This is a genomic window from Flavobacterium sp. (genome assembly GCF_004295795.1).
Lineage (GTDB): Bacteria > Bacteroidota > Bacteroidia > Flavobacteriales > Flavobacteriaceae > Flavobacterium.
This window is the reverse complement of the sequence record NZ_SEBR01000008.1, coordinates 67,794-87,702: the sequence shown is the minus strand read 5'-3', so window position 1 is coordinate 87,702 and position 19,909 is coordinate 67,794. Positions and strand designations below refer to the sequence as shown.

Below are 19,909 nucleotides of genomic sequence, written 5' to 3'. Positions count from 1 at the left end.
TCACATTTCCAAATAGTGTGCTATTCAATTTCCAAATTGACTAGTTAAACTGCTTATTTTAATATGTTTTATACTTGTTAGAAAACACCTAAGTGTTATGCTGCTTTCATTAGGCTTTAGTTCATGCAATGAAAGTTACGCCCGCCGAGCAATCCGGAACGTAAGATTTATCCTCGGAAGCACCTGCCTCGCGGTCTTGGGCACTTCATGTTGCCAAAACGTATTTGTGGTGCCCACCATCAACAGAAAAGATCCGTGGTGTAATGGAATCTCAATTTGTTTTTGGTCTTTTTTTGATTTGTGACGTAATCGAAACAAACGTGTTTCGCCGAAAGTGACCGAAGCTATCGTTGGATTTTGGCCAATCGTATGTTCGCGGTCGCTGTGCCAGGAAACACCATCCCTCCCGTCGCGGTACAAGTTCAACAAAACACTGTTGAAATTTAAACTTGTTTCCTGCTCAACTCTTGCTTTAATCTGAAGTAGCGTAGGCGTCCAATCAAGTCCGTCTTGATCAGCTCCGGGATTGTGCTTATCTTCATACCAAGCAATCATTCTTGGTGCCGTGACGGTTTTGTCGTAAATTTCCATCTGATATTCCCGCCACGGCGTATTGTTCAGGAGTTCGGCATAAATCTCATCGGCAAAGTCTTTAGGGATAAAGCCGTCGACCAATCGCACCTCGGCATCAGGTAGGTCAAAGTTTATTTTCCCTCGTGTGCCAGCCGTGAAAAGATCGGTATCATTAAATAGCATCATCAGTTTTCACTCTCCGTTTTCTTCGAAATTTCTACAAACCCGTAGCGCTCGCTTAAAAATATGTTGTACATGGGAACGTAAATCGCCATCAGATCATTGATTGCTTCCTGATACGCCGAATCGTCAGCAGGGCCGTCAGTAGTATTGCGATCCAATAACTTCCAGTGTTTGAATAGCATATCACAGACTGGTTTGAAAATATGCGGAAATTCTTCATGCTGATCCTGATAATCGTTGAGGGCATCTTCAAGATTTTCAGTGATCTTAAATAGCCACTTCGCTTTTTCCTCAAGTGTATTTCCTTCCAATAGCATTAACTAGCTTGTTTTAATGTTCTTAAATAATTTTGGGTTGGTTCCGCCAAGAGACTTATCTCATTACGGTTTTCAAATTTTTTCATCGGGTCGCCTGACAGCCAACTTTGTTCCTCTTCGTGACGAAGCACCAATGGCATCCTTTTCTTTGAATTATGTATTATTTCCATCAAAGGATTGGCTTTCGTTGTAACAAGAGAAACACTCCCAACCGGTTGACCGGTAGTGGGATCAGTAAATCTCGAAAAGATTCCCGCCAATGAAAACATCATACCGCCCTCAAGCTGAATTTTGTATGGTTCCTTTTCTTTACCTTTAGGATCGAGCCATTTGTACTCGTAGAAACTGTCGACAACAACAAGACATCTGTTATTTACGGCATCGCGAAACGAGGGCTTGTCGTCAATCGTTTCAATCATGGCATTCAGTGTGTTGGCTTTCTCACGGAAAGCTTCCGGATCTTTTGCCCAGTGCGGAACAAGTCCCCATTCGGCGACCGTCACCAAATCAGGCCGTTTATTGGTTATGATGAGCATTCCCGGGTGTTCAAAACCGTGAATGAATTTTGAAGGCATAGGTGGTTTATTGTCATAATATTGGGGTTGGTAATATTTGACGCCGTATCGTGTTTCAATATCTTCCATCGAACTGCTTCTGTCCACGTAATAGCACATATTTTCAAGTATTTATGGTGAGCGGCATTATGCTAATACCGTTCCGAATTTTCTTATCGAACTGTTAAGTTTTTTGAGCGCTGTTGTTGGGTTGCATTCTATATCTAGGCAAACCAATTTGATGCTCCTGCGGATAAGGTGCTCGCTCAGTTAAGCTCAGGTCTTCCCGAATCTGGGATTGCGTTTTGTATTGTAATTTGTGATCATGAGTGTAACGTGGGTCTGCTATGAACGGCATTTTAGCCATCTTTGTCACTGTGATGGTTGGAAAATGGAAATCGACTTCTACCATCCCCAACAGTAAATAACAGCCGCCGCCTTGAAAAGGAAATTTTTGAAGGCAGTCGGCAAAATGGGCCGTATCGAAATATTCCCCCTCAACATCGATCCAAGTACCAAAGTACATATCGCCCCTGGCGGTAGGAACTTGTTTTCTCGATATGAGATAGGCCAGCATCTTGACTTGTTTTTTATGATGAAGTAATAGGTCTTTTGTCATTACATCACCGCGATATTTCGTTTTCAGGATATCGAATGGGGAACAGGACACAGGAAAATCGAGCAACTCAATCTCATCAAAGGCGTCCTCAAATTTTGATCGAGAAAGCTGTGGTAGGTTGAATTCCTTGACAGGCTCTTCGAGGAGTGTCAGCGATTTTGATGTGGGCGGTTCAGTTCCTAAAAGCAAGCGTGCCGTCAAAGCAAGTTCGTTCTTGCTATTTTTGGTAAAGTTGAAAGCCCCGATGAATATCAGCAGCTGTAGTGTCTCGATCCCAATGGGAACGCGCTTCACGAAATCCTCCAACGATGCGAAGTCGCCATTGCTTTCACGCTCGCACACGATCACATTGGCGGTCTTGGCGTCAAGGCTCTTTAGGTGCATAAACCCTAGATAAATTACCCTTCCGTAAACCGTGGTCTGAACCAAACTGCGGTTTACACATGGAATTTTCACCTCGGCTCCTGACATTCTCGCCTCGTGTATGTAAACTTCGGTGCGATAGAAACCGCCGCCATTGTTAATAGCCGCCGTCATGAATTCGATCCCATAGTAAACTTTCAAATACAGGCTTTGGTAGCTTTCTACAGCATAAGACGCCGAATGCGCTTTGCAAAACGAATAGCCTGCAAAGGATTCAATTTGTCGATAAACTTCCTGGCTCAGCTGCAAAGGATGTCCGCGTTCTGCACAGCACTCGAAAAACCGTCCTTTCACGATTTGGAGTTCCTTCATCGAGCGTTGCTTGCCACTGATTGCGCGGCGTAGGATATCACCGTAAGCGGGCTCGAGGCCTGCGTAGTGCAACGCGATTTTTATCACGTCTTCCTGATAGACCATTACGCCATAGGTTTCGCCTAACTGCTGCTCAAAAACGGGATGGAAATATTCGAACTCGTTGGGATGGTTATGCCTTATGATATATTCCCGCATCATGCCGCTCATGGCCACGCCTGGCCGGATAATGGAGGAGGCTGCTACCAAGACTTTGTAATTTTCGCATTTGAGACGACGAAGCAATCCGCGCATGGCCGGACTTTCAATGTAAAAGCAACCAATTGTCTTACCACGGCTTAGCCATTCATTGGCGGTGGGTTCGTTCTTGAAAAGGGCAACATCGGAGATGTCGACTTTGATGCCTCTGTTCTTTTCAATTAGTTTTACCGTGTCGTTTATCGTGCCCAATCCGCGCTGGCTAAGGATGTCGAATTTCTCAAATCCTATATCTTCGGCTACGTGCATATCAAATTGCACGATAGGAAAACCTTTCGGAGGCATTTCAAGAGCGGTATAGTTGGTAATAGGCTCTTCCGAAATCAGGATACCACAGGAGTGCATGCTGCGTTGGTTGGGAAATTTTTCAAGCAGCTGGCCGTACTTATGTATGAGCTTGACGAGTTCACTGTCGTCATGTTTTGATATGGGTGATTTGGCCAGCTTGTCAATTTCCTCTTTGGGCAAGCCAAACACTTTGCCAAGTTCGCGAAAGATTGACCGATATTTGAATTCGACATTCGTCCCGCAAAAAGCCACGTGGTCACGACCATATTTGGTGAAAATATACTCAAGTATGAAATCGCGCTCCTGCCACGACCAGTCTATGTCAAAGTCAGGCGGGCTTTTACGGCTCGAGTTCAAAAAGCGCTCGAAATACAAGTCAAGTTCTATGGGACAAATATCGGTGATGCCAAGGCAATAGCTCACGATGCTATTAGCGCCAGACCCACGGCCAACATGCATGAATCCTCTGCTTTTGCTGTATTCGATAATATCCCACGTAATAAGAAAATAACCGCTGAACCCGAGATCGTCTATCACTTTAAGCTCCTTATTCACGCGTGTGATCGCATCTGCATTATCAACACCGTACCGTCTTTGCTTGCCTTCGAATGCCAGGCGCGTTAGTAATTCAAGATCGGTCTGCTGGTTTTGAGTGAAGTGCTTCTTGTTCTTGGGAGATGTAAAGTTAAAGGCGTAGTCGCATTGGTCAATGATAGATAAAGTTCTTGAGACGATATCGCGGTGTTCGGAAAAAGCGTCGCAAATCTGATCATAGGAAACCATTTTTTCTGATTCGTCGGCCAAATCGTCTTTTCCCATTTTCGTAAGAATCACATTGCTGTCTATAGCCCGAAGAATGCGATGCAGATTGTATTCCTGCTTTGAGCGAATAGTCACGGGGTTCAGCGCCACCATTTTGTCCCTTACTTTTTTCCATTTCCAAGAATAAAGAAGAGATAGTTGATTGGCACGTATCCCAATATATTCGAACTCGCGCAGATTTTTGGGAACATTTTGGACAGGGTAGATGATTACGGTATCCTGAAATTCAGGCGCGTGTTCGGGAACGGGAACTTTCTCTAGATTGTGCTGGGACAAGTGGCGGTTCATTTCCGCAATGCCATTCGCGTTTTTGGCAAGGCCGATGAAAAGCAATTTCCCGCCTACACGAAACTCGATTCCGACAAGTGGTTTTATGCCAGCTTTTTCGCAAAGTTTTACGAAGTCGTAGATGCCTGTCACCGTGTTTATATCGGTTAATGCCAAAGCAGGAATGTCGTATTTAAGGGCCATCTCGACGAGCCCTTCAATCGGGATCGTACCGTGGCGCAGACTGTGATAAGAGTGGCAATTGAGATACATAATCTAGTTTATCATAGCATTGCAAAGGCCTACGGCGTCAGAACCGAACCTTCTTTTGATCTTGTCGATAGCCTGATACAAGGAAATCTTTTCGGCTGTATCCTCGAAAATGTTGATTTGGTATTTTCCACGCACCAGTCCTGAAAAGCGCACTCCCACAAGACGTATCCGCATACGACGGTTATAATGCTTATCAAAAAGCAGCATCACAGTCCTGATTAACGCGTGGTCGCAAGAGGTGCTTTGCACTTTACACTGTTTGGTCTCGGTATCGAAATTTGCATAGCGTATCCGAATCGTTACGGTGGTCACCAACCAATCTTCCGAACGCAACTGGAAACAAAGGCGCTCGACCATTCCGGTAAGTATGTCTTTCACCATGCGGATGTCAATTGTATCTTGTTCGAAAGTTCTTTCGGTCGATATGGATTTTTGCTCGCGATAAGGCTGCACGGGCGTGTTGTCGATGCCGTTTGCCTTTTTCCAAAGTTCAATTCCATTTTGGCCGAACATGCGGTGCAGCATTTCTACAGGAACTTCAGACAATGTGTGAATCGTTCGTATGCCTGTTCTCGAAAGTAGGTTGGAAGTTTTCTCGCCCACGCCTGGTATTTTGTACACTGGCAGTGGATTCAAAAATGACTTCACGCAAGACGAAGGGATTTCCATATGTCCTTTTGGCTTGCTTTCTCCCGTACCGATTTTCGAAACCGTCTTGTTGACCGAAAGAGCAAAACTCATCGGTAATCCGGTTTCCCGGGTTATCGTCTTTACCAGTTCATTCGTCCATTTGTAGCATCCGAAAAATTTATCCATCCCACTCACGTCTAGATAAAATTCATCAATGCTCGCTTTTTCGATTACCGGTGCCTGACCTTCGATTATTTCGGTGACTGTGTTTGACATCTTCGAATAAAAATCCATATCACCCTTGATGATTTTCGCGTCCGGGCATCTAAAGAGTGCCTGACGCATCGGCATGGCCGAATGCACCCCGAATTTTCGGGCTTCGTAAGAGCAAGAAGCCACCACACCGCGGTCTGAACCGCCACCAATGATAAGCGGAATTCCTGATAATCTATTGTCTCTCTGCACCTCGCAGGATACGAAAAAAGCGTCCAAGTCCATGTGTACTATCGATCGTTGCATCTTCATTCATTTTTGTACAAGGCAAAATTAGGACAGGTTGTCGCAAAAACTTTTATATTTGCTGATACAAATTGTAGCAATATCGCAATGTCTTTATTTTCAGACAACATCAGGAGCTTGAGGCTCAAAAAGAAACTCTCTCAAGAAAAATTGGCAGAAGGGCTCGGCATTTCGCGCGCACGGTATTCCAAGTACGAGGACGGCCGGTCAGAAGCACCTTACGATATACTGAAAGGAATTTCAAGATTTTTCAATGTGAGCATAGACCTGCTGCTGTCTGCCGATATAAGGAAAATCGAATTGGACGAGTTGCTAAAACTCGAAGACAACAGGCTCTTGTTACCCATAAAGACAGACCAAAGCGGCGAAAATTTGATTGAGGTTGTTCCGCATAAAGCCCGCATGGGTTACGCGAGTGGCTACGCAGATCCCGAGTTCATCGATGGGTTGCAAACCATATCGCTGCCGTTTTTGCGGTCGGGAAAATTCAGGGCATTTCCGGGAAGTGGCGACTCGATGCCGCCGCACAAGGATTCGTCCTTGATCGTTGGGCGGTATGTGGAAAATCTTGCCGAGGTAAAAGATGGAAAAACGTATGTGCTCGTTACCAAAAGTGAGGGAATTGTCTACAAGCGATTGGAAAAAATCGGCAAATCGAAATTTTTGGCGCAATCAAACAATCTGCTCTACGGGGACTATGAGATAAAGTTTTCTGAAATACTCGAAGTCTGGGAGTTTGTTTGTAGCATCGAGACCGAAGAGTTCGAGCGGGACGACCTAAGCGTTGAAACCGTAAAAGGGATGTTCCAAGTATTGCGCAAAGAGATCCGAGACGTAAAAAGTTGATTGAGGGAAAGATAGAAAAGTCAAAGTAATTTCTGCAACTTCGGCAAGGCAAGCTGCATATCGATACCTTTGCAAGTACCTCCCATCAAAAAGGTGTAGCAATCTTTACTCGCGAAAATTTTTGCTTCAAAAGTTGGAGCAAAAGTTTTCGATTTCTAAAATTGCTACAAACTTAATGTTATGAGGCAGCAACAAACTTCAGCTCGATCTATGCTCGGCATTACACAAAGCGAAATGGCCGCGATGTTAAAAGTGAGCCGCTCGCATTTTTCATTGTATGAACTGGGTAAACGCGATCTTCCGGCGCATGCAAAGGTGCTTTTGGCAGATTTATTAACCAAACTTGCAACCCAAACACGAGGGCAAAGAAACCAAGATATAAGTGGCGAGCTTTATCAAACTACGGTAGGTGGACTATTACGCGAGAACGAGTACCAACGCGCTTTGCTTGAGAGAAAAATTGGAGCGATGGAAAGAAAGAGTGATAAGGTTAGTAAACGGGCGGCTCTTTCCTTGCATTTTGAAGCGGAGTCAACTAACAGGCAAGAGAGTTCCCCAGCACAAATGCGAGCTTTTGCCTCCCAATTTAAATCGTACGCGTCCAACGATCATGAAACCACCTTGATAAAGCTTTATCTGAAAAGGGAATGTCTAGCGGCAGAGCGCGAATTTCTAACATCTAAATTGGAGAAATAAAAAAGCCCAAGACATGACGCTTGGACTTTTCTTTCAAAAACTGTGTTTGTTATATGGTATAACGGTTACAAGGTAGACAAAACAACCTACGGGATTTGTTAATTAACGCACTTGGAAGTTTGAGGGAAAAATCTTATTTTCGATAAACAATAACAACGTTCTTACAAATTGAACAAGCCGTGACCTCCACTTGTCACGGCTTCTTTTATCAATGACTTTTTCAGACGATGGCAATTTTGGCGACTATCCTCAATAAATCAACGCGCAAACTACTTGACCCTATGATATTTTACGCAGACGACGACGCAGACGACCTAGAATTTTTTCAGGAAATAGCAGCCGATCTCGATGTAGAAGTTATGACGTTCGACAATGGCCTTGCCTTGATCGAAAATCTTAAAAGGCGACCCGCCAATCCAGATTTTGTTTTTCTCGACATCAATATGCCCTTATATAATGGGCTTCAAATCTTAGAAATGATTCGCGCCGAGAAGCTCTGGGACCATATTCCTGTTTTTATGTTCACGACTTCGACAATGATAGAGCATATAGAAAAAAGCATGTCGTCGGGCGCCACATTTTATATTCCCAAAAGTTCAGACTATAATCTTTTCAAAGAATCGGTGCGATTTGCTATTGAAAAGGATTGGAACGGCTTTTTGCCTCAAAAAAACACTTTTGTGTTTAAAGATTCTTCAATGTTCGGTATACCCGGATGTTTCAGTGCTTAAAAAAGATTCATGAGTTGTTTGGGCTCGTCAAATAACGTTGTCTGAGGCGTTGCGCGGGCAAAATCATTGACTTAGAAACGTCAGCGCCGAATCAATCTTAGTGATGCAAAATTTATTATCATTGCATACAAATTCTTAGAGGTATGCCAATCGCGGCATGTACTGTTGTGCTTTTTTTAATAGGAACGTCTTATTATTTATTCGTTACTGATGATGACAATTGAAAGATTTAATACCTAAGGTGTGCTGATTTTTGCCAATATGACAAAGTGCAAGAAATACTATGGTGAGAAGGAATTCAATTACGATTACCCTGAGGGTCTGTCAGAACTGATTTTGAAAGGATTCGTGCACATTATTACCACACAGGAAACCGTGGGAAATTTAAATTTTGTGTTTGACGATTCTGAAATTGATTTGGGAAAATGGAAACTTTTGAGGTCATACAACTATCTAAATGTAGAGGAAGACGATAATGTCCTAATTGTTCCACACGGTGTATTCACACGGATGTGCTACGCTTGGGGGCAGGGCGATATTGCGAACGACGAAGATATCAGCATGCGCGAATTGATACTTTCTATTTATGCCAAGAAGAATATCGAACAAACAGTCACATTGGATTCCGTAGTCTCAGATCGCATTGCACAACGTGCGGCAGATGAGGAAAAACTATTCGACAGTTCGCCTCGACTACCATTGCGCAACGGCATAAACAAAGTAAACGTTTATTATAAGGCCAAACAGCAATTCACTTTTTTGTTTGAAGAAAGGGAGGAGATTGATCTAGATAAGGTGACACTGATACCTATCCGGAAATAACTGTTGGGCAAACTCTGCGAACATTAATTTCCGAGAATTTGCCTTGCTATCATATAACCTTGAACTTAAGATGATTTATCGGGAGGTAAGTGCGCGTTTGCAGCGACCATTGTTGACTTGGTAAATGGCCTGGACAGTCATTGGAATTCCGCGAAATGCCAAAGTACGCCAGATGGGTCTATCAATAGACATTCTTTTCCCCAATCGTTTTGTTGGATAGGAATCAATTGAACGCCGGCATATTTGGTGTCTAGTTCCAATTTTTTCAAGAAAATCCATTGCTCTTCGACACTATCCACTTCAGCGAGCACCATGGAGTTGTCAAGCCAGTCCTGAACGAAATAATCCTGAAGATAAAAGCTTAGGTGATTGAAAGTAAACAAAGACATTTTTTCGGAAATGAAATTTTCCGTAAAACCCAAGTCCTTATAGAAAGATTGGGATGTTTTAAAGTCTTTAGCTCCAATAAACGTTCTAATTGATCTAAGTTCCAAATCCAATACAAATTAATGATGAAGGTTGATAAGTAATTGGTCAGGGGTGGCCAAAAGCATATCAAACCTACCACTGCCTTCCAGCTAGTCAAAAAAGAATTTTTCTGCCAAGCGCAAACGAAGGTATGGAAAAGTTGATGCAATTTGGCGACGTGCGGATAACGATTACACTAGAATTTTCGCGCCGGCTAGATTACAGATCATTGCAAATTTTGCTTCACAAATTCTCTTGAGAAATTCTTGATCATATCTCTTACGGCGATAAATTCCTTTCTTATTTCCAATTCACTTCCATGGGCTTTTGCTGGATCAGGAAAATTTTGATGGAATCTTTTTGCCTTGCCCGGAAAAAACGGACAATTTTCGTTGGCATTGTCGCACACTGTAATGATATAGTCAAACTCAAGATTTACATATTCATTTATGTTATTTGAAGTATGTGACGATATGTCGATCCCATCGAACTGCATAACCTGGATTGCCCGAGGATTCACGCCATGGGTTTCAATACCCGCGCTGTAAATTTCGGCATTCCCGTTCGCAAAATGTCGTAGATAACCCTCCGCGATTTGACTGCGGCAACTATTTCCAGTGCATAGGACAAGTATTTTTTTCATACGAATAGCCAAATTATATTGATTATAAAAAACTTAGGATCCCACCCGAAAATGAATTGCAGTACTATGACCGATGAAGTAATCACTATCGGTTTCTTGTGTCTCAACCAGAAATTCCTTTTAGCAGCAGGTTCCATCAGGCGCACAGCAATTGCTATCGTTCTCCGGACGACGAATTTCCACTTCAGAAACAGATGTGCCACAGTTCTCGACGGCCAAACATGCGGTTTGCTTGGACGCTAACAGAAAGTTTTCTCCGTCGAATCGCAAATCGTATTTTCCAATTGTAGCTAATTGATATTCTACCTCAATTTCCAAGTCATCCATTTCGAGAATTTTTTCTGAAAGGGAAATGATTGCGAGGAGTTTGTTTGGCTTCAATCGATGCTCATAATCATCAGCGTTCCAAAGCTGGAAATTTGCGGTTTTCTCACGGCGGATTTTGCCGCCGCAATCGATGAACGTTTTTGTGATGATACCTACCTCTGTCACATGGAAATGCTCGGGAACGAATGAACCGTCTTCAAGTTTGAAGCGGACATTTTCCATGTCAGGCAATACAGCCTTTACTTGTGATACTTTCATTTCATAAGATTTAGCAACAGTTTTTTATTCCACTTTGAAGGTGAGTAGAAATACCTTTAAAATATTCCTGAAGAATTTCGAGTGATTTTTCATCTATGCAGTAGCAAATCGCAGTTCCATCGATACTACCTTTTATCAAACCCGCGTTTTTCAGTTCCTTAAGATGTTGCGAAACAGTAGGCTGGGCGAGAGGCAGCACATTGACGATATCACCACATATGCATGTGTCAACAGTCATTAAGAACTCCATTATCGCGATTCTTGCCGGATGTCCCAGCGCTTTCATCATTGTTGCGATCTGATTTTGCTTTTCCGTAAAGTGATCCGTTTTACTTGCGCCCATATTTGATTCTTATATTGCAATATTACGATAAATTAGATTATCGTTCGGGATTTGACTTACTATTTAGGAGTTGGGTAAAAATATAGCATCAAGCCTCATGTATTTTACCCAGTATGACCATATGGAAATTATAGATGTACAGCATAGATACTTATCGCTTTTTTCGTGTAACAAAACTTGTATGTGCACATCTCACATTCGAATTTAAATCATCAATCATCATGAAAAAAGTTTTTCTAGTAGCGGGCTTGGCCCTCATGGCAGTTAGTTGTAACGACGACGATTCAAAATCTGGTGCTAAACTTCAAGGAACCTGGAAGGTGACATCGCTTACAACTTCAACGCCAATTGACCTTAACGGCGATGGAACCGCTAGCACTAACCTTATCGCAGAAACGGGTTGCTACGGCAACACCACCTTGGTTTTCGGAAACTCCAGCACTGTCGTGTTGGATGCCGAAGAGTTTGGATTTGACCAGACCACGGGGCAAACAACGTGTACCTCGTCACCGGCAGCAAATGGTGTGTACGCCGTTAACGGTGACTTGGTCAGCGTTGTAGTACAAGGGGAGACAACGGTACTGACGCGATCTGGAAATACATTGTCTCGCACGGAGCAGGATGATGACTTTGGCACTACGACCATGGTTCTCACCAAACAGTAAAATTGAGATTTTAAAAGCCCGGCTGATCACCGTGCTTTTTTGTAAAAATTTCGAGAAGTGGGTGAGAACTTTCTTACCTATTTCTCCAAAAGTTTAAGGCTTTTCGAATCCGGGATTCGGCTAGCATGTTCAAAACTTAGTGTTACTTTATCCGTAAAATCAACTTTTAGAAGACAGTTTCGGTAATAGACTAATTTTTTACTACGCATTTTGACTGGAAGATTCTCCCGGTCGCATCTGTCAACCTTAGAAAATACAATGCCTCTCGCCAACGCAGGAATTCTGACTCGATCCCTGACTGCGAAAATGCCCTTTCGGTATATCTACTCTCATTGCCCGATATGAATTCAAATATGCTTTGAAGCTATTTTTTATTTCCAGATGAGGAATCATAATCCTTTAAAACCAAGAATTCGGCCAGTGACGCTAAACCAGATTAGTTTTGCGATATAAGCTTGGCCGTTTTACCCTCTTTGCAATCGAATAAATAGCCACAACCACCTCCAAAATTCATGGCCGAATCCCGGTCGTCCTCGAGTTGGGCAACGAAGCGCATTTTTTTGTTGCAGCAGTCGCATTTGGGCGTGTCATCGCCTTGGATCCAGTGTGGGCGTCCGTTTTGCTGGCCTAGTACGCTTTTATGGTTGGCCGATTGTTGAAGGCGCGCCGACTCATAATCGTTGGTATCTGCCTCGTTTACCTGCACACCGGTTTCGGTTTGTCTTAAAGCAACGATGGGATCTTCGGGGGTGACGAATTCTATGTTTTCGGAACCGACGATGAGAATTTCCGGATCTCCCCAGTCTTCACAATTGTACATAAAGATCTGCTCGTATCCGATGTCGGTCTTGATTTTGCCCTGATACTGGAGTTCGGCACCGCAATCACACTTGGGCCACTCAAAAGGAGCTCCGACTTCGCGAACGGGATATCCGCCAAAGCTGGTTTGGTGAAGGTTGTGTTTTGCATCATCCTGTATAAGCAATTTCATGCCATGCCCGTTTTTGCGTCTCGTTTCTACGTCGGCATCCGTAAGTGGTTTGGCGAGTATTTCTAAATTTTCTTTGAGGTTTACTTTCTGGATATTTTCCAAAGTTTCCGCGCCACCGTGAAGGAGTGCCGGCAAGAAAGTAAGGCATTCGTCAATTCCTATCGGTCCGTATTTCTCGAGAGCGGGAAACTCCATGAGTCCGTAGGCTTCGTCTTCCATGTTCGGTTTATTGCCTGCCAGACGCTTGAAGAAAAATGAGAAGTCGTCATTTACATACAGATAACTTTCGGTATGGATATTATAAAAGGCAATGCAAGTCTCATCGTCTATTTCACCTATCAGGTAAAAGTTGCCCATGGCCGTTCTGGCAAAAGGCAAGATGGGGTGACTACTCAACTTCGGGAAATTTTTCAATAACGCCTCATAGTCCTCGGGATTTGTTAGCGATAACAATCCGTCTTTAAAAACAGCTTCACCATAGTGGTCTAAATATTCCAAAAGCACATCACTGTCTTCAAAGTAGTCTAAGAGCGCGGCGTATCTTTCTTTTAAAACAGCGGTATCTATCTTGCGGACTGTTTCCGGGCTTCCCAATCGTTGTATAAAACTTTCGTGTATCATGTTTGTTTCAGTTTGTAAGAGCTCAACTTTTTTCTGGCAGCATCTTGGGTTTATTCCATGCGCTTCCTCTACTACTGGTTTGCTCGATAATCGGCTGGATCAACTCGTCGTAGATCGTATTATCTTCGGGGGTCAAATTACAAAAAGTTTTGATTTGCAAGTGGCAACTTGATTTTCCCGAATCCCTTGTTCTGGATTTTGCAGATGATTTTCTTTCATAAGAAAATGTATATTAGCGGCGGACACCAAACAGAAAAAACAACTTAAATTTTAGAAGAAATGGGATTATTTGGACTCTTCGGAAAGAAAAAAATGACGTTGGCCGATGCAGATGCCGTCAACGACAAGGTCATCGCGGGCAGCACTGCGAAAGACAATGAGAACCAGCGCATGCGCGATGCATCGAAAGCGTTGACGAGCCAAAACTATGCGGAATCGATCAAAATGTATCAATCTTTGGCCGATGACTATCCGGCCAAAAAAAGTCTCTATCTGGGCCAGGCCGGTGCCGGTTGGTTTTTCCTGGGCAATTACGGCGAGGCGATCAAATGCTACACTATGGCGATGGACGGCGACACGGCCGGAATGATGGACGACAATATCTGGGAAGCCTCTGAAGCGCAGTATAACCAAAACAAGGATATTGCCGCGATCGAAGGTTACCTCAAATTATATCCAAACGGGCGATACAAGAAAAAAGCAGAAAAAATATTGCAGGGCTAATATGGATGCAGTGCAGCAAATGGTCGACTGGGTCAGTCATCCGCTGGAATTTGGGCGCGCTCCGGACACGGTTAGATTACTCGACCAAAAGGAGTTGTTCTGGATCACGCAACATATCGAGACGTGTTATCTCGTCGAGTTTACTTTTGGGGACGACTACTATATTGGGTTTACAGGCCCGATCACGTGGTGCTTTCTCGCAATCGACTTCAAGAAATTGACGTTTCGCGAGTTGTATGAACGGTATGCAGGCTGGCATATCGCCTTTTCGGAATACAACAACCCCAAGTACGACAAAAGCAAGCAAGGAAAGGACGAGGCAAAACTCGTGGCGCGATTGGTCAAGCATGGATATAAGGACATCCGAACCATAGAAAACACCTACATCTCAAAACAGAATTATTATGAGTTTGCAGCGCTAAAAAATGACAAGCCTGTGACTGTCGTTTGTACAAACAAAACGGCCAGCCTTTACGAAAATGACTATATTTTGCCGTATTTTGATTTCATCGGGAAAATATGGGATCCGTTTTACATCGAATAGATATGTCAATTCAATGCCAGGTTATAGTCCGTTTTCATTTTAGTACTACTATTGGCTACTGTCGATGAGTTGGACATTGCGGTTTTCGAATAAGATTTTTCAAAGGCAGTAAAAAATCGCCTGCATCGATCCGTTATCGATTTAAGTTCTAGTTTCTCGTTAATACGAACAGCGCTAAACGATGTTCGCACATTACCTAAATTGTCGCATTTCCTCATTAAATCTTCTCCAGCACATAATCGACTCCTTCCTGTCGCTCGGCATGCATTTTCAAGTGCAATTTGCCATCTTTGAAAAAATATTCTGCGCGTTTCTCTATTTCCATTTTTGGATTATAGGTCACCTTCAAGAGCAGTTTTCCTTTTTCGGAGATCTTGTATTTGCCATTAATATTTAGCGTTCGTGGGTCTTCCGTTAAGAAAAGTTGAAATCCGTTGTCGGGTGTGAAAACAAAAATGTTTTTGGCATAATCCATAAGGATGCCGGCACGCTTGTCTTGTAAAGCTGCGCCGCTGTAAGGTTTGTAAGACTTGGGAAACGTGATGGTGTCATTCCGGACATGGAAAGTACTGTCGCTTGCTTCAATGGTTTTCCACTTCCCGGTTAATGCAGGATCTGTTTGTCCAAAGGTGGAAACCGTTGCTAAAATAATCAGGGTTATTAGGAATTTTTTCATCGGTGTTTATTACTTGATGTTCATAAAAAGATTTTATGTCGGCTGAGTCCCTGTTGGCTTTAAGACCGATTTAAACGCATAAAACGACTATATGTTGCCAGGATCAAAAAGATGATTTTCGTACGAGATTTACTTTTGTGCGTTTTTGTAACGCTTCGCGCATTATGTCTGTTACGGCTTTTCGGAGATGATACGCTATGCCGAGTATTAGCAAAGTAACCCGCGATAGCTGAAGATGCGCTGTGGTAGGCTGTAAGATTTTTAGTTTTGGGTTTCCCGCGGGCGTGCAGCTTCGGTTTCTTTCGACGTTTCCGATTTTGCATAAACGTAGGGATCAAGAAAATATTTTTTTATCCCGAGCGCCAATAAAAATAGTAGAAAGACGATCACTACGTTTTTTGCTAGTATTTTATAACGCTTGTCGATTATGTCTGATGCAACTATTAGTAGTAAAGAAATTGGTAGCAGGATTATCAAGCCGTAAATCGATAATGCGATGATCGGATGGGCACCAAATGGAATGCCGTTATATTTAATTGGTAGAAGAATGATTACCAGAAAATATACAAAAAAGGTATAGAAGACGATATAGCGGTTAATTTTTGATCGCATCGCAATCACTGAGTTTTGTGTTTAGCATGTCAATGTAGTTAGAGCGTAGGGCTGCTAACCGATCGCTACTAGCTTACGAAGATTGTGCTCGCCGTTACTGCGAGGGTAACAAAACTTTTAAATTTTTGTAACTTGGAAAGTTTGAAAAATTCATAGTTTTGCGGCTTGGGTTAGAAGCAATTGATTTCTCCCAAAACCCAGTAATGGCGATCAACTGCGGTTATGTGCTGTTCTATTTATCCGAACTCAATGAAAGTCTATTAAAAATATCTTCGATTGTATCGGGTTGTAGCGCCCAACGGTAAGCAGGGTGAATCTCCCAGTCATAGCCGAAATCTGCTGTAGCGCTAGATAAATACCTGTTTTCTTCAAAATATTTTCTATCAATTTCACCTTCTTCTAATACCTTTCGCGCCGTAAGAAAATTGATTTTATATAAAAAATGTGCCAAATCAGGTGCTGTCGCGACCTTGCCATTAGCGAAAATGAACCGATTTTGCTGAATGATATTTGTAAGTTTTTGGCGTAACTCTGAAGTTGTAAAAATAAAACTGTCAGAAAACGTACTGTTAGCTTTTTTTGTTGGCTTCATTCCAAAAATTAGCTTTTCAATCAATGGAAGTTCAGTTCTGTATTCATTAATAGTATCTTGAATACGGCCCTGCGAATACTCTTCAAAAATACTTTGAAAATGTTCAGTTTTTATAAAATTTGAATTTGATTTAAAAGCTTCCCGAGCTGCTAATGTACACAACTTGACTAGATCTCGCGGTCGCTTTCTAATCAAAGACATTAAAATTTTATACATCGGTTTGTTTTCCCATTTTCCATATCCCTGAAATTTTGCTTCCATAATATCATCCAGCAAAAAGCCAAGATGATATTGTGGAGTTTGTCTAAGATTAGCCTCTGAATATGGTTTGTTAAAAAATGTGAGTATTCTGATAATCAGCATTATCAAAATTTCATGGTTATCCCAACTATACCATACAACATTTCCTTCGATTTTATCGGTCGACTCGTCCGATGTTCTAACCAAAAAATAAACATCGGAGCGTAGAGAAATTTTAAAGCTTAAACCGGGATTATCGCTTGCAAGATCTCGGACTGAATTCAATAGAGCCGAGAGTCTGCTTATATCGTCCTTCTTACCTTCCCAGCCTCGATCTAAGTCATCAATATAAACTATGATTTTTTTGGATTTGAGATAGTTCTCCATCAATAACTTTTGTGTGGGCGATAAGTTTACATTCTCATTAGCAACGGTAACTGATTCAGTGACATAATTTATAAGCTTAAGACTGAAATTCGAGAGCTTGTTTATAACTTTATTATCAGTAATCCCAAACTCTGCAAAAACTTTCGAACCAATAATTTTGGTTAGACCGTATTTCCATTGTCTAATTCTCAAAAGAAAATTTTCATCTTTTATTCCAATTTCAGCAATATCATCTGGTTTTATCAAAATTGGAAGGTTGCCCTTTTCAGAATCTTCTGCCATTGAGACTTTAAACAAGGCAGATTTTCCGATTCCTTTGTGTCCAACTAACACTCTAATAGGCAAGTCCGCTGCAACTCTTTTAAAAGTTTCATTTTTGAAATAGTATTCTCGTAGACGTTCTATGGATTCGCTTTCAGCGTCTTCAAAACCAAACAGTTTTTGGATATTTTCGTCAGTAAATTCTAAGCCAAGTTGTTGTAACATTGCGGAGTGTTTTTTTGTAAATGTAATAAATTCTTGAACTCAATTCTTTTTAGGAATTGCAAATAACGTTTGGCCGCTAACCGAGCGTTGCTGGTATTAGAAGAAAGTAATCTCTGCCGGATGCGGACGAAAGTAAAATAATTAATATTTCCGGCTTGAAAAAGCAGAAAATTCTTAGTTTATTGCTTTACAAGAAAGCGTTTCATTTTACCTGAAACCCAGCAAGGGCGGTTAGCGGCGGTTACCTGCAGTGTTATACCTTTACTTCACGTTTGGATGAATAATACTTTTCGATTTGCGGGCGAAGGTAGTCTTTGTCAAAATTTCTGAATTTAAACAAGCTATTTTTAGTTTTCCCACTATTTTTTGCGTATTCTTCTGCTGAGAGGAAGAATATTTCTTTGGCTAATTTATAGTACTCCTCCAATACACTGTCGTCTACTAAATCCTTGAAAAGAGAAGTTTTCCTTTTAGTGAATTCATTTTTTCTTGCCGGTGTTTCAATTACAAATGGCTTAACGAGAGTTGAAGCTTTTTCTCCTGCGTTATCTTTATATACAGCCTCACTCAATAGAATTGAGCTCATCAAATGTAAAAATACAAATCCTCCTTTTGAAATTAAGTCTTTTGTTTCGTTGGGATAATCATTTACCCTCATATCTGAATTTTTTATAGACCAAATTTTTTGATAGAGAATTGTAGAAAATTTATACAGATCATAATCTGCCTTGTCGTTAAAAATGGAATTGTATTTTGTTTCGGTGTCAAATAACGTTGTAGTATCATTAACAGCAACTACAGATTCCTTATTAACGACAGTATGAGTAATCTGAGCCATTTTTAGAAGCCCGATTACTTTGTTTCCCGTTATGCCCTGACGCTTATAAAAATTATCGCGACGCTCGTAATAAATTCCGGCCTCTATAAGATGTTTTTCAATATTACGCTGGATGTTATCATTAGCCTTTAAACTCGCCGCTTTTACGGGATTTTGTGAATTAGTAGCACTGATAATATCTGATTGAATATCTGGATTTTCTGTCTTCACCAATTTTACAAAAACTTTCAAAGAAGCTGGTAGTAAATTTTTACCATCTTTTGAAAAAGCGTAATAAAGACAGTGAACAGTCTGACAACCATTGACGATTTGTGGATTTTTTACACTATAGCTTTTGGATTCTAGTGGAGAAATTGAGTCTCCAATAATTGTTAAACCATTGTTCATTGCCCAAAACGTCGAAGATTTGCTTTCATCCAAAGCTGTATCGATAATGGATGAATTAATTTTTTTATCTTCTCCAAGAAAAAACCTAACATTACCGTCGGTTAGATGAGTTTTGAAATTATCTTCTTTATCAATTAACGTCGCGAGTAAATCGTTACCATTTACAAATCCAGCAAATCCAGCAGTGTCAACATCTTTTTCAGAGATATTAAGTGGTTGAGAATCAAATTTGATTTCAATTAATTCGTCAGTTTGATTATTTAAATCTAATAGTTTTTGCGCGCCCCAATAATTAAATTCAAAAGGGATTGCAAGACTATTTTTAGACAATTCATCTTCCAAATGCTTTATTTTCTCAGAAACGTTTGAATCAGTCGAAACGGTTATATAAAATACTTCGCATGAAAATTTCGCTCGTTCCGTTCTCGCTTTTCTAAACACTTTTCTAATCAACTCCGCCATATCGACGATGTCTTGATTCGCACCGATTTTTTGAAGTTTTTCTAATTCAATATCCAAATTGAAAATTTCTTCTATTCCTTCTTTAAATTTCCTGAAACCGTCAGTGGAAAAGCCGTCTTCTTTTTTCACTTGAAAAAATTTAACTTTCACAATGCTTTCCTTGTTAATTGGATGCTCTTCGTCTTTGACAAGACTTCCATTGCAAAATACGTAGCATAAATCAATCCCTTCGTCACCGCCTTCACCCATTATTCCATCAATTAAATCATCGTATTCCAGACCGTGCAAGTGCCGTACATTTACGAAAGAGGAAACAGCAACCTCAAATTGATTTTTCTTTACAAGATTAAGTTCAGGATTATCTTTAAACAACTTTTGGATTTGATCTTCTAATAAAATTTTCAGGCTCATAATGTTTCTTTTATAGGGTGTGTTTTTTTAAGCATCGCAGGTAACTTAAATGTAAGCAAAGTATTCTGCAATTATAATGCTATTACCAACATCCAAGCTCCA

At 41.4% G+C, this 19,909-nt stretch carries 20 protein-coding genes; 7 read left to right on the top strand and 13 right to left on the bottom strand.

Going from position 1 to position 19,909, the window contains the following annotated elements:
- Positions 1-135 precede the first annotated feature (135 nt).
- The 5 genes from EOO49_RS08840 to dinB form a co-directional block, all read right to left on the bottom strand.
- Complete coding sequence (locus EOO49_RS08840) at positions 136-759, bottom strand: alpha-ketoglutarate-dependent dioxygenase AlkB (RefSeq protein ID WP_290844769.1); 624 nt, start codon at positions 757-759, stop codon at positions 136-138.
- On the bottom strand, positions 759-1,073 hold the full coding sequence (locus tag EOO49_RS08835; RefSeq protein ID WP_290844767.1) for a hypothetical protein: 315 nt from the start codon (positions 1,071-1,073) through the stop codon (positions 759-761). The genes EOO49_RS08840 and EOO49_RS08835 overlap by 1 nt, the downstream gene beginning before the upstream one ends.
- Entirely contained in the window at positions 1,073-1,747 is a 675-nt protein-coding gene (locus EOO49_RS08830; protein WP_366927237.1) for an SOS response-associated peptidase, read from the bottom strand. Before EOO49_RS08830 ends, EOO49_RS08835 begins: the two co-directional genes overlap by 1 nt.
- Before the next feature lie 64 nt (positions 1,748-1,811).
- Positions 1,812-4,889, bottom strand: coding sequence for a DNA polymerase III subunit alpha (dnaE, locus tag EOO49_RS08825; RefSeq protein WP_290844763.1), 3,078 nt, complete (start codon positions 4,887-4,889; stop codon positions 1,812-1,814).
- Positions 4,890-4,892: 3 nt separating this feature from the next.
- On the bottom strand, positions 4,893-6,038 hold the full coding sequence (dinB, locus tag EOO49_RS08820; RefSeq protein ID WP_290844761.1) for a DNA polymerase IV: 1,146 nt from the start codon (positions 6,036-6,038) through the stop codon (positions 4,893-4,895).
- Positions 6,039-6,125: 87 nt separating this feature from the next.
- Between dinB and EOO49_RS08815 the strand changes: the two genes are divergently transcribed.
- The 4 genes from EOO49_RS08815 (at position 6,126) to EOO49_RS08800 (ending at position 9,133) form a co-directional block, all read left to right on the top strand.
- Positions 6,126-6,884, top strand: coding sequence for a LexA family transcriptional regulator (locus tag EOO49_RS08815; RefSeq protein ID WP_290844759.1), 759 nt, complete (start codon positions 6,126-6,128; stop codon positions 6,882-6,884).
- 210 nt (positions 6,885-7,094) lie between these two features.
- Positions 7,095-7,580: a helix-turn-helix transcriptional regulator gene (locus EOO49_RS08810; protein ID WP_290844757.1), complete on the top strand. Its 486-nt coding sequence runs from the start codon at positions 7,095-7,097 to the stop codon at positions 7,578-7,580.
- 281 nt (positions 7,581-7,861) lie between these two features.
- A complete protein-coding gene (locus EOO49_RS08805) occupies positions 7,862-8,311 on the top strand; it encodes a response regulator (RefSeq protein ID WP_290844755.1) in 450 nt (149 codons plus the stop codon).
- Between the two features lie 243 nt (positions 8,312-8,554).
- Entirely contained in the window at positions 8,555-9,133 is a 579-nt protein-coding gene (locus EOO49_RS08800; protein ID WP_290844754.1) for a hypothetical protein, read from the top strand.
- 137 nt (positions 9,134-9,270) lie between these two features.
- Here the strand turns inward: EOO49_RS08800 and EOO49_RS08795 are convergent, their stop codons facing one another.
- The 4 genes from EOO49_RS08795 to EOO49_RS08780 all read right to left on the bottom strand — a co-directional run bounded on the left by EOO49_RS08795 (position 9,271) and on the right by EOO49_RS08780 (position 11,172).
- Positions 9,271-9,522, bottom strand: coding sequence for a hypothetical protein (locus EOO49_RS08795; RefSeq protein WP_290844752.1), 252 nt, complete (start codon positions 9,520-9,522; stop codon positions 9,271-9,273).
- Positions 9,523-9,827: 305 nt separating this feature from the next.
- The gene (locus tag EOO49_RS08790; protein ID WP_290844748.1) at positions 9,828-10,244 is read right to left on the bottom strand and encodes an arsenate reductase ArsC; all 417 of its coding nucleotides are present in this window, start codon (positions 10,242-10,244) and stop codon (positions 9,828-9,830) included.
- Between the two features lie 120 nt (positions 10,245-10,364).
- Positions 10,365-10,829, bottom strand: a complete 465-nt coding sequence (locus EOO49_RS08785; protein ID WP_290844746.1) for a DUF6428 family protein — start codon at positions 10,827-10,829, stop codon at positions 10,365-10,367.
- Between the two features lie 10 nt (positions 10,830-10,839).
- On the bottom strand, positions 10,840-11,172 hold the full coding sequence (locus EOO49_RS08780) for a metalloregulator ArsR/SmtB family transcription factor (protein WP_290844744.1): 333 nt from the start codon (positions 11,170-11,172) through the stop codon (positions 10,840-10,842).
- A gap of 134 nt (positions 11,173-11,306) precedes the next feature.
- Between EOO49_RS08780 and EOO49_RS08775 the strand changes: the two genes are divergently transcribed.
- The gene (locus EOO49_RS08775) at positions 11,307-11,837 is read left to right on the top strand and encodes a lipocalin family protein (protein WP_290844742.1); all 531 of its coding nucleotides are present in this window, start codon (positions 11,307-11,309) and stop codon (positions 11,835-11,837) included.
- Between the two features lie 436 nt (positions 11,838-12,273).
- Here the strand turns inward: EOO49_RS08775 and EOO49_RS08770 are convergent, their stop codons facing one another.
- Positions 12,274-13,449, bottom strand: coding sequence for a T6SS immunity protein Tdi1 domain-containing protein (locus tag EOO49_RS08770; protein ID WP_290844740.1), 1,176 nt, complete (start codon positions 13,447-13,449; stop codon positions 12,274-12,276).
- 279 nt (positions 13,450-13,728) lie between these two features.
- Between EOO49_RS08770 and EOO49_RS08765 the strand changes: the two genes are divergently transcribed.
- Positions 13,729-14,172 carry a hypothetical protein gene (locus tag EOO49_RS08765; protein WP_290844738.1) on the top strand — a complete coding sequence of 148 codons (444 nt, stop codon included), beginning with the start codon at positions 13,729-13,731 and terminating at the stop codon, positions 14,170-14,172.
- A gap of 1 nt (position 14,173) precedes the next feature.
- On the top strand, positions 14,174-14,716 hold the full coding sequence (locus EOO49_RS08760) for a hypothetical protein (RefSeq protein WP_290844737.1): 543 nt from the start codon (positions 14,174-14,176) through the stop codon (positions 14,714-14,716).
- 217 nt (positions 14,717-14,933) lie between these two features.
- On the opposite strand, the gene EOO49_RS08755 is transcribed toward EOO49_RS08760, so the two are convergent.
- From EOO49_RS08755 to EOO49_RS08745, 3 genes are all read right to left on the bottom strand, one after another.
- The gene (locus EOO49_RS08755; protein ID WP_290844735.1) at positions 14,934-15,392 is read right to left on the bottom strand and encodes a hypothetical protein; all 459 of its coding nucleotides are present in this window, start codon (positions 15,390-15,392) and stop codon (positions 14,934-14,936) included.
- A gap of 844 nt (positions 15,393-16,236) precedes the next feature.
- Entirely contained in the window at positions 16,237-17,709 is a 1,473-nt protein-coding gene (locus tag EOO49_RS08750) for a hypothetical protein (RefSeq protein WP_290844732.1), read from the bottom strand.
- Between the two features lie 253 nt (positions 17,710-17,962).
- The gene (locus EOO49_RS08745) at positions 17,963-19,807 is read right to left on the bottom strand and encodes an AIPR family protein (protein ID WP_290844730.1); all 1,845 of its coding nucleotides are present in this window, start codon (positions 19,805-19,807) and stop codon (positions 17,963-17,965) included.
- Positions 19,808-19,909: the final 102 nt, after the last annotated feature.

Excerpts from the sequence above, each read along its gene's own strand:
- EOO49_RS08840 (WP_290844769.1), bottom strand. The coding sequence starts at position 759 with ATGATGCTATTTAATGATACCGATCTTTTCACGGCTGGCACACGAGGG.
- EOO49_RS08835 (WP_290844767.1), bottom strand. The coding sequence starts at position 1,073 with ATGCTATTGGAAGGAAATACACTTGAGGAAAAAGCGAAGTGGCTATTT.
- EOO49_RS08830 (WP_366927237.1), bottom strand. The coding sequence starts at position 1,747 with ATGTGCTATTACGTGGACAGAAGCAGTTCGATGGAAGATATTGAAACA.
- dnaE (WP_290844763.1), bottom strand. The coding sequence starts at position 4,889 with ATGTATCTCAATTGCCACTCTTATCACAGTCTGCGCCACGGTACGATC.
- dinB (WP_290844761.1), bottom strand. The coding sequence starts at position 6,038 with ATGCAACGATCGATAGTACACATGGACTTGGACGCTTTTTTCGTATCC.
- EOO49_RS08815 (WP_290844759.1), top strand. The coding sequence starts at position 6,126 with ATGTCTTTATTTTCAGACAACATCAGGAGCTTGAGGCTCAAAAAGAAA.
- EOO49_RS08810 (WP_290844757.1), top strand. The coding sequence starts at position 7,095 with ATGCTCGGCATTACACAAAGCGAAATGGCCGCGATGTTAAAAGTGAGC.
- EOO49_RS08805 (WP_290844755.1), top strand. The coding sequence starts at position 7,862 with ATGATATTTTACGCAGACGACGACGCAGACGACCTAGAATTTTTTCAG.
- EOO49_RS08795 (WP_290844752.1), bottom strand. The coding sequence starts at position 9,522 with ATGTCTTTGTTTACTTTCAATCACCTAAGCTTTTATCTTCAGGATTAT.
- EOO49_RS08790 (WP_290844748.1), bottom strand. The coding sequence starts at position 10,244 with ATGAAAAAAATACTTGTCCTATGCACTGGAAATAGTTGCCGCAGTCAA.
- EOO49_RS08785 (WP_290844746.1), bottom strand. The coding sequence starts at position 10,829 with ATGAAAGTATCACAAGTAAAGGCTGTATTGCCTGACATGGAAAATGTC.
- EOO49_RS08780 (WP_290844744.1), bottom strand. The coding sequence starts at position 11,172 with ATGGGCGCAAGTAAAACGGATCACTTTACGGAAAAGCAAAATCAGATC.
- EOO49_RS08775 (WP_290844742.1), top strand. The coding sequence starts at position 11,307 with ATGTACAGCATAGATACTTATCGCTTTTTTCGTGTAACAAAACTTGTA.
- EOO49_RS08770 (WP_290844740.1), bottom strand. The coding sequence starts at position 13,449 with ATGATACACGAAAGTTTTATACAACGATTGGGAAGCCCGGAAACAGTC.
- EOO49_RS08765 (WP_290844738.1), top strand. The coding sequence starts at position 13,729 with ATGGGATTATTTGGACTCTTCGGAAAGAAAAAAATGACGTTGGCCGAT.
- EOO49_RS08760 (WP_290844737.1), top strand. The coding sequence starts at position 14,174 with ATGGATGCAGTGCAGCAAATGGTCGACTGGGTCAGTCATCCGCTGGAA.
- EOO49_RS08755 (WP_290844735.1), bottom strand. The coding sequence starts at position 15,392 with ATGAAAAAATTCCTAATAACCCTGATTATTTTAGCAACGGTTTCCACC.
- EOO49_RS08750 (WP_290844732.1), bottom strand. The coding sequence starts at position 17,709 with ATGTTACAACAACTTGGCTTAGAATTTACTGACGAAAATATCCAAAAA.
- EOO49_RS08745 (WP_290844730.1), bottom strand. The coding sequence starts at position 19,807 with ATGAGCCTGAAAATTTTATTAGAAGATCAAATCCAAAAGTTGTTTAAA.